Raw genomic sequence first — 12,703 nt, forward strand, 5'->3', positions numbered from 1 at the left:
GTAAAAATTATTTATGCGTCAAGAAGTTCCATACCTACATCGGAAACCGTATCATTCACGGCACTCCATAGCCAATCCCGCAGGCTGATGCCGCCTTTGACTGGACGGGAAAATTCGGGATCGTGGATCAGCGTATGCATTGTCCCCATTAACTCTGGTTGTAAATTCTCAGTCGGGTTCTCGAACAGAAAAAAACTAATGCCGGGGATCTCATTCTTCAGCGTATCAACCATCTCTTTGAGATCCTTCTGGAATTTCAGGCAGTGTTCCCTCGTAATTTCCATAGTGCCACGATCAATATAGTGTTGATACATTGCGAAAGCACTATCTCTAATGGAATTAACATATAGATACCGTACATCATCCCCCTTCTCGGCATAGAGGGCGCGCAGCCAATCAAGAGTAATATTTGGACCCTGAAGCTGCTTCCAAATTTTTTCGTTCGACTGCCAGACATTTTGGGCTATTGTATTCCATTGGTCATAAAGAAGCAAAGCACTGTCAGGGCAGACAGTTACATCACGGCAATTAGGAAAATAACTCATGACGTCTGAGGCCAGAGCCGAAGCACCGAAGGCGCCCCCGCTTGTGCCGGTAATTAGCAGTTTTGCGGGTGTTGAAAGATGCTTTACTGCTTGCTCCATAAGCCCGCTGTAATTGGTGTAGCCATGATGATGCAGCACAGCTGGAGATCCGTCCGGTGCTGTATAGTGATAATCGCCATTCCCCACATGAAAATCACCTGTAGCATAGCTGACAAAGATGCAGCTCCAGTTCCGGAAAGGATTCTCCGGCGCATCATCAAATATTCCCCGGTCAAATGCCACATCGTTAAACGGTAATGAATTCTCGTCAAAATAAAAATTCTCACCCGGTACACTTAGTCGTGTTGGCCGCGCTGCCGTATATGCATTAAGTGATACGCCTCCACCTAAGAAGAACACAATGAGGCCTGACTCTGTTCCTTTTCTCAGATATCCCCAGTAAGGAGATCCTCCTGCACAAGTAGCTCCTGGAACCGGGACTCTATACCACTTTCCTGGATCTGGTACACCCTCCAATACTGGTAACTGATGCTCTTGCAGATACTTTTTATATGCATCAATATTATTATCCAACATAAGCTTCGCTCCTTTAAAGTTATTCTCCAATACAAAAAAGCGTGTTCATAATTGGCTCTAAAATAGAGTTAGTCATTCCGCTCTAACTACACTCTCACTTTTCCTGATAACGCTCCCATCCATACAACTACTTTCCAATAATGGAATCCAAACATGCATATTGTATTTGAAAGTTGCAGCCGATTTCCATTCTATAGACATCGCCAGCCGTTTCACGGATTCTTATAATGAGGGTTATCTCAACTGAAATGGGAGTCTAGCTACCAACCGAAGGAACCAAATTGTTAAATTGTGTACCAGATTCTAATTGTTTACAACAAATGTCATAGAGGGCTTAGTCAATTTTGAATCAAAGCTCACGAATTGCTTTGACAATTTCGAAGGCGCAATCCTCACTCTGTGGAACGATGCCGAATGTACTGTTGCCAACACTGCTATGGGTCTGACCTTTATAACGGATAATCCGCACAGGAACATTCGCCTTGGCCAGCTGGCTGCCGTAAAATTCACCTTGAAGGCGAAGTGCGTCAAATTCGCTGGTTATGATCAGAGCCGGCGGCAGGCCCGTAAAATTTTCTGCCAGCATGGGTGACGCATACGGATCTGATGGATCGGCATCTCCCAGATAACCAGCTATCATGATATCCATATGCGGATCATGTTGGGGGTCCTTAATCTCAGGGACGAACCTTTGTGTCTCAGGTGCAACTGTAAATTGAGACGGATCCCATGTGTAGCCAGCGGCAGCTCCATCCTTTGCTAAAAGAACTGCAGGAACCATCGGAATTTGCAATGCAATCAAGGAAAGACCTTCGTCCCGGGCCCGGAGCGCGAGTGCAGTGGTATAATTGCCGCCCGCGCTTCCGCCTCCTACAGCGATCCTGTTCTTATCAACACCATAAACTTCTGAATGTTCGTGAATGTGCTTCAAGACGTTATAGCAATCATTCAGGCCATTTGGATACTGGAACTCCGGTGACAGGGAATAATCAATATCAAATACTACTGCATCCGCTTTTTCGGCAATGTATCTCAAGAAATTATCGTTCCCTCTGGGATGGCCCGCAAACCAGCCTCCGCCGTGAATATGAATGAAGCAGGGACTTAAATTGTTTTCATTACCCGGCACACTATACCGCCAGAGTCCTACCCGGTTTCCGCTAAGTATCAGTTCCTCCAGTTGTACGTCGATATCGCGTTCGAACCACTCCTCTTTGAAGGTAGAATCAGTAGCTGAACCTTCCATCACATTACGAAGGGCAACCAAAAATTGCTCTGGACTCATTTGGCTCATCATTGCATCCAGTGTTGCGTTTGTGTTCTCTGTAATAGCTCCATCAGCCCGGGTAAGTGCTGCCGGATTAATGGTTTCAATTACCCATGGATCCATATAACCCTCCCGCTCTTCGCCGGGAATCTTTTTGATCTGGATCGTAACTCCGTTTAACTCAACAGTTTCATAATTATCCTGCAAGTGTTTAAGATCGGATTCATCATATTTCCTCATAACTATCCTCCCTAAATAATATTGTCTACTTAAAAGAGTGCCAGAATATCGTGAATAGTTTTATAGGGATCATATTTCCAGGTACATTTCTCGTCAAATAACATTGTTTTCTTATCTTCCACGGTGAATTCAGGCCAATCCAGCTCATCCGTTTCCGGAGAACCGGTCCGGGCAAAAGAAGCAAAGGAATGGGCCAAGAGCCGTGAAAGCTTCTCAGCTTCTTCATGATAAACAGCACGAAAAATCAATGGTAATTCAGCTGTATGCCACGCACAAGCCAAACCTTCCATGCCAGGTATCGGAGTATCATAGGTCGTCATATAATGCCATACCGGCGCAGTCTTTTGCCCTGCTTTTGCAATGGCCGATTTATAGGCTCCCCCTCCTAGAAAATGACGCATGGAAACAATTTGCACTAAAATCTGCCATGGACGTTTTTGGTCGTTGCACGCATTCCGGAAGGTCTGGATTAGCGTGTCTACATTACTTTCTGACAGGCCTTTTAAGGATTGCACCTCCGCAAATTCTTGATTAAGCAGTTCTGTTCTTACATCTTCCCAAGTCATCTTTGGATTCTTTAATAAGTCCATATGCAGTTCTTCCTCTGAAGCACCTACCAGAAGCGGCACCTCTGCTGAAACAGCATAGGCTTTATACTCACGTTCAACATTAAATGGAATATGTACCCCATCCGGTGTTGGATAAAAAGGAGTAGTGTCTTCCTGTATCAACCTTAACCCTCGAAGACTATCCGTTATCGTTTCTGCAGGTAATTCCAGAAGCTTTCTCCAGTCCTCTTTTGCAATCCCCAATTGTTCCAAAACTTTCAAGGTTTCTGCCGTCCCTTGTTCTTTTGTTTTGGCTCCGATCGGAATGGATCCGCTAATATTAATTGCTTTTGAAAAAAGGCCTTTTGCAGCAGGCATCGCCATCAGGTGTCCGATTTTTATTCCGCCGCCGGATTCACCAATTAAAGTAACATTAGCTGGATCACCGCCAAACTTTTGAATATTGTTCTTGACCCACTGCAGAGCCATAACCAGGTCTAACTGCCCTACAAGTCCAGAATTAGCGTATGCCTCATCAAACTCTCCAAGATACAGTCCGCCAAAAATATTTAATCTATGATTAACGGTCACAATCACTACGTCTTCTTCATCCACCAACGAATCACAAATGGCTGCGGTTACTGCACCCGAGCCGGATGTATAACCACCGCCATGAATATAAACCATGACCGGCCGTTTTTTCTCATCAACTCCAGGAGTTACCACGTTCAGTACTAAGCAATTCTCATCGCAATATTCTTTACTCTTGTCAAACGGAATGCCTCCGGTAAAATGATTCCCATAATCCAGCAGTATTTTTCTCACTGGTTCCGGTACTCCTTCAAGTGACCCCTGCTCTTGCATTGCAATAGGACCGTATCGCGTGCAATCCCATATACCGTCCCATTGAAGAGCGGGACGGGGCTCTTTGAAGCGGTATTCTCCATCGCAGTTGTCACCATAGGGAATCCCTAAAAAAACACCATTCCCATTCCGGTTAAACCCTTTGATTTTCCCGGTATTAATCTCTACAACCGGATTAGCTTCCTTAACCAGTGACCACCCTTTTTCTCCATATTTCATAGAAGTAACTCCCCCAATCCTAATCCATCACTTTGGATGAAGTTCTTATTTCCTAACATTTTATATCTTTCACTTTTTTCGCAAACCATCCTACTGCTCCCCTCATTTTCATCGGTCACAATATAATTATAGGTCCGGGTATTTAGCGGTTGATATAGAGGAATATAAACATACATATCTCGTTATTAAGTTGTCGGTACACAATTATAAAAAAAGCTGACGCCATTGTATTTCGGCGTCAGCAAAGCTAGTATCTTTGCCTGTATGATAAATTATCTCATTTAACTGAGTTGTACCATCAAGCCAGGTACTCGGGAGCAGGTTTTGGAAAATTCCCAAAGATCCGTTTCTCTTTCCTATAATTTTCCGGATTATTCGGATCTCCCGATTCATATACCGCTTGGTTCGGATAGGCGTATACAGGCCTTTCATATTCGTATTCGTCTAATAAAAAACCATTCAGCAAAGAGCCATTTTTAAAGGCAACAGGAAGTAGCCGTTCTGGAGCAATCCCCTCTTCTACCCATAAGGAAAGTGCGGTAAGCGCGTCATGCTCTCTATCCTTGGGCGTTGCCCGGAATCCGATTCCAATGTCCTGAACGCCTGGACCATCGAAGACATGAGCAAGCCCCGGGATGATGAAATACCGAAAGAACGATTGCGTATTCTCTAGACCGTTCTGCGCTTCGATCACCCGCTCATAGTATTGTAGGGAGTCCGTGTACGGGATAATCGGGTCGGCCGTGCCGTGCAGCATGATGATTTTTCCGCCGGCGTTCTTAAAATCCTGCAATTCTGTGCTATTTGCATTAAGAATCGGGGCCAACTGTTCGTCAACGAAATCTACATCATGATTAAAATCAAACTTCGTGAAGTCAAAGTCTTTGCCGAAAATCCAGCGGAATAGATAAAGGAAACCTTTAGCAAACTCATCCTTATTGCTTTGAGCGGAAAGCCCCAAAGGAAAACGCTCACTGCCATGTACATTAACCGGAGCAAAAATCCGTTCTCCTGTTACTGGGTTTACAGGACCGTTATAGATGATTTCCAATGCACGGATCTGTGTATCATTCAACAGTTTACCGTCTTTAAAAATATTCGTATTAACGGTTATCTGATCAGGCTGTGCCATAAAATGGTCTCCAGGGATGCATCCGCCTTCGGCGCCGTAATGCGCAAGGATCTGCTCCGTAACGGTTGCAGCCTGTTGTTCGTCAAACCCGGCATCCGGATCCTGTGTTAAGGCCAGCCAATTCCATATGAAAGCAATGTGTAAATGAGTACGATTATTGGCTGGTGCCGTTGCCAGAATCCCATTGTAATCTTCCGGATACCGTTGTGCCTCCATAAGGCCTTGCTGACCACCAGTGGAGCCTCCTGTAAAATAAGAAAATTTAGGCGCTCTACCATAAAACGCTTTAATAATTTCCTTTGCAACGACTGTCATAAGGTGCGTTGCCCGATAACCGAAATCAACCCATCTTTCCGGCTTACCTATAAGCATATCCGGGTCCGGGGAGGTCCCCATATCTGTATTGGCTGTAGCATATCCGCGACGGATTCCATTAATCAATGAAAATCGGTCTATGGTACCTGCGTGGCCCCCGTTTCCAGTCCCGAGGAAGTTACCGTTCCAATCGGTGAGTGGCATCCATACTTCGATCAAAATATTCGATTCGCCTTCCGGGTTCAATCGAACGCAAACGCGACAGTACTCTGGAAGTGGTTGCAACGGCAAGTTAAGACCGAAATCCGGCACACCAGCTTGCACAAATTCGATTTTTGTAATTTCTCCATTTTTAATTATCAGGGATTCCAGTTTCCCTCTTGCTTCGTGTTCAATTAACATGTCTATGCCCCCTCTCGCTTTTTCAATCTAATTTTAAGAGCCTCTTCGCTTTTCTAATGACCTATCACAAAAAATGCTTGTTTTTAAGCAGTAGCTTATTTCTGGACGACAAGGTGGACGTTACCGGACCATGTAATGTTCCCTTTACACGCGAGGATTCTTCATCCATGGACAGAAGCATCGCATCGTACACCTTTGAAATATTCAAGCGGATAATCGGACTCATAGCTCATGTAAGGCATTATCGAACGCAAAGACGCTGCTGGCTCGATTTTTCCATTCACGATATTCAGCTTCTTCGTTGCATCTGGTCTAGCCTCACCCTTCTCGGTCTCGTTACTGATATTTCCATTGTTGCAACTGATTAGCAGTAGTGAGCATCCCAACAGAAAGAACAGCAGCTACCCATTTTGATTTCACTTTCATTCAAACTCCCATTTTTAATTACGCTTTCATTATAGAAACATATTACCAGCCATGAAATAACGGATAAGCAACATTCGATATCTCAATCCAAACAACCATTCGGAAAGTGCTAGCTGCAACTCTTTTAATTTATATTCATTTGTGTTATCTAATTTCTTGTCAATATAAACACGAAGTGATGTGAAAAAACTCCCAATAAACTCATAGCGAGTTCCTCGGGAGCCTTACTTTGGTTAACACCGTCACCTTATAGCGCCGGCTTGAAAGCTGTTATTAAATCATTTTCTTTTAGTTATGGAATAATTTCGGTGTACATCTAAGTCGAACCATTCCTATCTTTAATTAGGGGTCCCGGGTTCGGATATAGTGTTCGTCCAAACGAATCATCGACCACATTGTTTGGCTAATTAGTCATTTATTAAATATATTTTGGAGCAACTCAATTTTATATTGTTCACCTGCTTCGGTATTTTCGATATCAACTACACTAACAGTCTTGCCGTTTTCATCCGTCTTCTCGACCGTATACCCATGATTAGTATCGAAGTATTTAATATTCGTATAAATGCCCACTTTCTCCAAGATCTTTGCATATCGTTCCCCCTGCAAATGAAAACTATCGGGCGTACCTATTCGCGACTTCATGGAAGCAGCTGACTTGAGCCAACCTTGCCGTAAATCGAGTACTCTCCCCTAGTTGGAGTTACCAAACCGCAAATCATCTTGAGAATCGTGGTTTACCCCGCTCCATTCCGTCCAACAAGGATTCCGAACACGTTACTTGGGACCCAGAATTCACTAAGAGCTTGGCAAAAAATGCTGGTTTGTCTTTAAACGTGTATTAACCTGTAACGTAACGATTTGCTAGAACCGAAGTGCAAAGTTAAAAAGTTTCATCTTCATTAGGTAGTATTGGTGCAGGAAAATTATATTTAAATCACTTTTCATAAAATAAAATGCGAGCTCTGAAAGATGATCAGAAGCTCGCATTTTATTTTTGGTACAAGGTCGAGTTAATATACAAATTTATTCTTATAGTTTAACCAGAATGTGAAATGTCATCAGTTAAAACGAATAGGTGCAGGTGCTTGCTCCTTCTTTTAACCGTTTCATAAATATCTTTATCTCGACCTTCGTTGAAAAAATAATAATTTTAACTATTCTTTCACCACCGCCGGTTGCTAACTCATCAACATCCAGGATCTGAAGATATTAAATGTAAATTATTTTTCGTCTTTTTCCTCAAAGAGCCCTAGAATACCTTCTGTGGATTCTTGCATTCCTCTTGCAAACCACTCATTTATCCAACCAAATAAACCATAAGTGAGATATGCGTAGACGTAAGCATTCTTATTAGTTTGGTTCTCTCTTGCCCCCCAAACGGCCTGAATATCTTCTAAAATTAAATATGAAAAACCTCTTTTATAAAGAAGAAGATAAAATTCACTATGTTGCTTATAATGTTCGAAAAGGTCGGCAATAACTAATTTAAAATTAGATGCCTTTACTAAATCGGTTGTGTGTCTCCATTTACTCATTTTTTGCTGGATATAATATCGCAAGATATCTTCTTTGCTTGTGAAATTTCGGTAAAATGAGACCCGACTAACTTGAGCTTTTATGGTGATTTCTTTGATAGATATTTCCGGAAAATCTTTTTCCTCAAACAATCGAAAAAATGCTCGTGCAATTTCTTCTTTTACATAACTAGCCTTATCCTTATTTTTCATGTTACACAATTGCCTTTCTGTTTCATTTTTTCTATAGTAATTGACCTAATCAAAACCATACACTACGATCAATGATATATGTGCAACATGTATTTATCAAATAGACAAAAAAGGAGTACTGTACTGATGAAGAAGGAAGATAAAAAAAATAGAAAATGGTTGAAAAGACTAGGCATTGGTTTTGGGGTTTTTATACTCCTGGTCGCTGGAACAGCCATCTTTTTTGTAACAAATCCTGTACAACTTGCTCGGTTAGTTGCGGGAGATGCGGCTGAAGATAGAGCCCAGTGGGTAAAGTCTGATGATGAGTTGTTGGGAACACGATTTACTGTACCACGAGATGGGGTTGATGATGTAGAAACCATTCTATATCGTCCAAAGGGTAGTGAAGATAAAAAATTACCTGTTATATTCATGGTGCATGGTGGAGGATTTTTTGGTGGGGCAGCAGACATGCTAGATTCATTTAATGCTAGAGTTATGGAAAAGTGGCAGGCGATGATTGTCTCGATTAACTATAAAAAACTGGATGAAAAATTTATTCCTTATCCTGCTGAAGAAATTAGAGACACCATCTATTATTTTGCTGAGCATGAGGATGAGTACAATATTGATTCCAGTAAATTTGCGACTATGGGTTTTAGTGCGGGTAGTTATCATGTAGCAAATGCCTCCCTATTACTGCAATCAGAAAATTTTAAATTGGCAGGACAAGTCCTAGTAGTTCCATACCTAATTGATGTTATTCCAATACTTACGCCAAATTTGATTGAGGAAGGGATCAAGAGTGATTCACAAGTGCCTCTTGCCTCAACTGCTTTTGTCTTAGCCGGTCAAGATGAGATTTCTAATACTGCTAAGCCATATATAGACGTTTTGAATAAGGCAGGCATACCGACTCAGGTATTCTCTTACGAGAAGGCATTCCATCCTTTTATGGATACGTCAGAGGTAATGAAACCTGAAAATGATGAGGAACTAAAATATACAACTGAAGAGCAAAAACAACTCGGGCTTCAAGCAGAGGACGATTTGATTGAAGTATTTAATTCATTCTTTTCAAAGTCAAATTAAATTATTATTCAGATAAACACTAACATCTATCTGTCTGATCGATAGTACAAGTTCTTGTTCCAAAAGGTGAACAAAGTTCTAGATAACGTGAAAGCGAGCTTTTCAGCCCTTTTACTTCCCTATAGGAAGTGAAAGGGCATTATTCGTGTTCCGGGACATTTACCATGCTCCTCGCTGAGACTAGGTGAGAATAGCCACAGGAATCTAAACCTTAAGAACTTCCAGTGCCAGGGTCTGGCTACCGCACTTTCCTCCCGTTTCACTTTTCGCTTTCCTTCTGCAAACCGGTTTACCGATTCCATAAGATGCTTCCTGCTCGCTTACTCCCCACACAGATATTACAGTCGTCCGTGTAGCTTACGAATCGCAGGCCTCGTTCGGTCAGTTCTTTGTCCAATTCGTCCAGTAGAATCACACTTGCCATCATCTTCTTATAGGTACAATTGGGGAAGGATTTTCATTTACACAAAGCGATGTGAAAAACTCCCGAGAAACTCATAGCGAGTTCCTCGGGAGCCTTATTTCGGTTAAGCTTCCGCAGCGTCACGTTTCAGCGTCGGCTTGATAGCTGATTTTAAATCAGTTTCATTTAGTAATGGAATATTTTCGATGCACATCTCCCCCAGCATCGAACCTTCCTTATCTTTAATTAGTGGTCCCGGGTTCGGATAGATTTTTCGTCCAAACGAATCATTGACTACAATGGCTGAGGCCAGATAGATTCCACACGTTCCAGCTGCCAATAATAGCCAGCCGGGGATATGGGAAAATCGATACGATAAGACTCCCAAGTCCATTAAAGCCAGTATCGGCAGTGCAACATCCAAAATAACTATAACAAGACATAGAAAAAATGGTGATTTAAAATAAGCTGGAGTACAGAGCAGTAAAGAAATAGAAAGACATAACCATGCCCATCCATCGATACGAGAGTCCAAAAGAATCTGATTATGAGCCATATAAAATTTAAAGAGCTGTTCAGAACCTCCGACTAACATAAAGAAAGCACTAAAATAGAGAAACGTATTGCCTCCCGCTGTATTGCCAGCTTTCAGTTCAAAGATCCCCACCACCAATTGGACCACAAAGCCTCCGATAAGCCACCATCCCAAAAGAGGTTTCGCGGCATCTGTTACTTGATTAGTGAATAAAGCAAAAAAACAGAAGCATGAAACAGCCAATGCAACTAATCCTGCCGGGGCCGGATTGGCCCACGCGTTCAATTGATTTTTTGATTCCATATTATTCCTCACTTTTCCAACAACCCATTCGCTTTAGTTTGCGGTCGTTTCTGTATTGGTTACTACATACTTAGTGCAGCTTTCACAATTTTTTCGTTCTAATAGTCGGAGGATTTTCGTTTAAATGTTCCATTCCCGTCCGGACGAAGCCTTGAAATATTGGGCTAATTGTTGTATGAGATACTCCTTACACTCACACATAATTTTTTCCTGCTCAGGGGACCTAGCGATACTCTTCTCAGCAGCATATTCAGGGTGGTTTACTTCTAAAAAACCATGCTTGGCCTCCGGATATTGTTTGAAACGAACAGGAACACCAACCTCTTCCAGCCGCTTTGCGTATTGAACTGCTTGTGGAAGAAGTTCATCCTCTTCACATACAATAATTGTTGCAGGTGCTAGGCCTGCCAAATCTTCATTTCTTGCCAATACAGGCGAAACTAACGCTTCTCTTACATTTAAATCGGGAAAGAGAACTTCTTCAATCAATCCCATCACCTTTCCCGTTTTATCTATTTTTGCATCGTCTGTTCTACCAAAAGTAAAATCTAGAAATGGATATGCAAGAATTTGACCAGCGAGAGAAAACCCGTTTTCTTTTAATTTCATTGCTGCCCCCGCACATAAATGGCCGCCGGCACTGTAACCAATTAAGACAAACTTTGATGGATCAATTCCATAGTCATTTGCATGATCCGAAAAATATAGAACCGTATCATGCAACTCCATTTGAGGATAGGGAAAGGGATGGACATCAATCTTTTTATAATTTATATTGACGATAAATGCAGGAATTCGTTCTGCCATTTCACTGCAATAAGAATCTAGCTGCGAAGCATCTCCGCCTACAAATCCTCCGCCATGTACATTAAATAGAACCGGAATTGTTTCTGAGCCGGCTGTCTTTGGACGATACAAAATCGTCTCCACTCCATCCAATCCAACTCTTGGGACAATAAAGCGCTCTCCAATAAGATTTTTTTTCATTAGTTTCTTTCGTTTTTTTCTTAATACGTATTTTATCAAAGCTATTTTAAGCCTTTTTACCATCCCGTCTATCCTCCTTGAATTCACAATCCATTATGGCTCGTTGCGTTAATTTTTTTAAGTTCAAACGTAACGGTTATCTTGTTATATGCGAACCGCCCCTGTTTCTTGTCCTATGTAGGAATTTCTACAGCCAGAATTCGGTCGCACGCTTGTTCTAAGTCTCCCCGATTGTCTAAATGGGATAAAAATACAGTATCAAACAAGTTATTTCCGTGAGTATGGTTGATATGGCCGTGTGTATTGACGACCAGCAGCGGGAGAGCAGTGATTTCCCGAATGGCCTGCGGCATGTCGGTCAGGCCATAGCTGGTATCAATCAGCATGGCCTTATCGCTCCCTATCACATTCCAATCCTTTTGCCGTAGTTTTGTGACCTACACAAGCTAGCGTAGACTTATTTTCCCTAATTATAGAACAGGGGCCCTAAGGGTGAAATAAAGGAATTTAAACATATGTATCGCATTCTAAAGTTTGGCAGTCCAAAAATTGTTTAAGTAATTAATACAAGGGGACCGGTCCTCATCAAGCACCACAAAAGAGGTTCCCGATATGCTAGAGAACCTCTCTCTTCTTACTTTTTAACAGAATCATGCCTTGTTGTATCTGCACCAGACGAATTTTTTCTTAGCAGCTATTTAGGTTAAACAAGAATAGGCTAACTCCGTTTTATGCCGAAGCTAGCCTTATTATATTCACGAAAATTTATTTATAAAGGACAACCGTTAATTTACTGCCCTTACCTTGCTCGCTGTGAACAATAATATTGCCTTGGCAAAGTTCTACTATGCGTTTTACCAAAGGAAGTCCCAGTCCATACCCTTTTTTGGAATGAGATGCATCCCCCTGAAAAAACTTATCATAAAGATGGGCTTTCGTATGTTCATCCATGCCAACCCCATAATCCTGGATACTRAAATGAATTTCTTCATTAACTATGGCAAGGGTGATTTCGATCATACCAGCTTTGTGGGAAAAWTTAATTGCATTATCCACCAGATTGATCCAAATCTGCTGTAGCATTTCTTCATTGCTACTATAAATAACTTTATCTAACTCCAGATTTATGGTGATGTC

At 41.9% G+C, this 12,703-nt stretch carries 10 protein-coding genes and 1 pseudogene; 1 reads left to right on the forward strand and 10 read right to left on the reverse strand.

Translation table 11 applies throughout. The features are described 5' to 3' along the window. Positions 1–11 precede the first annotated feature (11 nt). The 5 genes from ASF12_RS18395 to ASF12_RS18415 form a co-directional block, all read right to left on the reverse strand. Positions 12–1,121: a pectin acetylesterase-family hydrolase gene (locus ASF12_RS18395; RefSeq protein WP_056037694.1), complete on the reverse strand. Its 1,110-nt coding sequence runs from the start codon at positions 1,119–1,121 to the stop codon at positions 12–14. A gap of 349 nt (positions 1,122–1,470) precedes the next feature. Beyond that, positions 1,471–2,628, reverse strand: a complete 1,158-nt coding sequence (locus ASF12_RS18400; RefSeq protein WP_056037698.1) for an alpha/beta hydrolase — start codon at positions 2,626–2,628, stop codon at positions 1,471–1,473. Positions 2,629–2,657: 29 nt separating this feature from the next. Continuing rightward, positions 2,658–4,259, reverse strand: a complete 1,602-nt coding sequence (locus ASF12_RS18405) for a carboxylesterase/lipase family protein (RefSeq protein WP_056037702.1) — start codon at positions 4,257–4,259, stop codon at positions 2,658–2,660. A gap of 298 nt (positions 4,260–4,557) precedes the next feature. Beyond that, positions 4,558–6,108 (reverse strand): tannase/feruloyl esterase family alpha/beta hydrolase, encoded by a 1,551-nt coding sequence (locus ASF12_RS18410; protein WP_056037705.1) that lies wholly within the window; start codon positions 6,106–6,108, stop codon positions 4,558–4,560. 1,649 nt (positions 6,109–7,757) lie between these two features. After that, entirely contained in the window at positions 7,758–8,264 is a 507-nt protein-coding gene (locus tag ASF12_RS18415) for a TetR/AcrR family transcriptional regulator (protein ID WP_056037709.1), read from the reverse strand. A 126-nt stretch (positions 8,265–8,390) separates the two neighbouring features. On the opposite strand from ASF12_RS18415, the gene ASF12_RS18420 reads away from it, so the two are divergent. Next, complete coding sequence (locus ASF12_RS18420; RefSeq protein WP_056037710.1) at positions 8,391–9,338, forward strand: alpha/beta hydrolase; 948 nt, start codon at positions 8,391–8,393, stop codon at positions 9,336–9,338. 197 nt (positions 9,339–9,535) lie between these two features. Here ASF12_RS18420 and ASF12_RS35745 read toward each other — a convergent pair. From ASF12_RS35745 to ASF12_RS18440, 5 genes and pseudogenes are all read right to left on the reverse strand, one after another. Beyond that, positions 9,536–9,750 (reverse strand): annotated as a pseudogene (locus tag ASF12_RS35745) (group II intron reverse transcriptase/maturase); the annotation flags it as partial. A gap of 115 nt (positions 9,751–9,865) precedes the next feature. Further along, complete coding sequence (locus ASF12_RS18425; RefSeq protein ID WP_063892598.1) at positions 9,866–10,579, reverse strand: acetate uptake transporter family protein; 714 nt, start codon at positions 10,577–10,579, stop codon at positions 9,866–9,868. Positions 10,580–10,699: 120 nt separating this feature from the next. Then, positions 10,700–11,629 carry an alpha/beta hydrolase gene (locus ASF12_RS18430; protein WP_056037713.1) on the reverse strand — a complete coding sequence of 310 codons (930 nt, stop codon included), beginning with the start codon at positions 11,627–11,629 and terminating at the stop codon, positions 10,700–10,702. A 110-nt stretch (positions 11,630–11,739) separates the two neighbouring features. After that, positions 11,740–11,973 carry a hypothetical protein gene (locus ASF12_RS18435; protein ID WP_327204926.1) on the reverse strand — a complete coding sequence of 78 codons (234 nt, stop codon included), beginning with the start codon at positions 11,971–11,973 and terminating at the stop codon, positions 11,740–11,742. A 358-nt stretch (positions 11,974–12,331) separates the two neighbouring features. Beyond that, positions 12,332–12,703 (reverse strand): sensor histidine kinase (locus tag ASF12_RS18440; protein WP_155973283.1); only part of this gene is annotated, 372 nt, incomplete at its 5' end.

The organism is Paenibacillus sp. Leaf72 (assembly GCF_001422685.1).
Taxonomy (GTDB): domain Bacteria; phylum Bacillota; class Bacilli; order Paenibacillales; family Paenibacillaceae; genus Pristimantibacillus.

Coding starts and splice junctions, on each gene's coding strand:
- ASF12_RS18430 (WP_056037713.1), bottom strand. CDS start 11,629: ATGGTAAAAAGGCTTAAAATAGCTTTGATAAAATACGTATTAAGAAAA.
- ASF12_RS18395 (WP_056037694.1), bottom strand. CDS start 1,121: ATGTTGGATAATAATATTGATGCATATAAAAAGTATCTGCAAGAGCAT.
- ASF12_RS18425 (WP_063892598.1), bottom strand. CDS start 10,579: ATGGAATCAAAAAATCAATTGAACGCGTGGGCCAATCCGGCCCCGGCA.
- ASF12_RS18420 (WP_056037710.1), top strand. CDS start 8,391: ATGAAGAAGGAAGATAAAAAAAATAGAAAATGGTTGAAAAGACTAGGC.
- ASF12_RS18410 (WP_056037705.1), bottom strand. CDS start 6,108: ATGTTAATTGAACACGAAGCAAGAGGGAAACTGGAATCCCTGATAATT.
- ASF12_RS18400 (WP_056037698.1), bottom strand. CDS start 2,628: ATGAGGAAATATGATGAATCCGATCTTAAACACTTGCAGGATAATTAT.
- ASF12_RS18405 (WP_056037702.1), bottom strand. CDS start 4,259: ATGAAATATGGAGAAAAAGGGTGGTCACTGGTTAAGGAAGCTAATCCG.
- ASF12_RS18415 (WP_056037709.1), bottom strand. CDS start 8,264: ATGAAAAATAAGGATAAGGCTAGTTATGTAAAAGAAGAAATTGCACGA.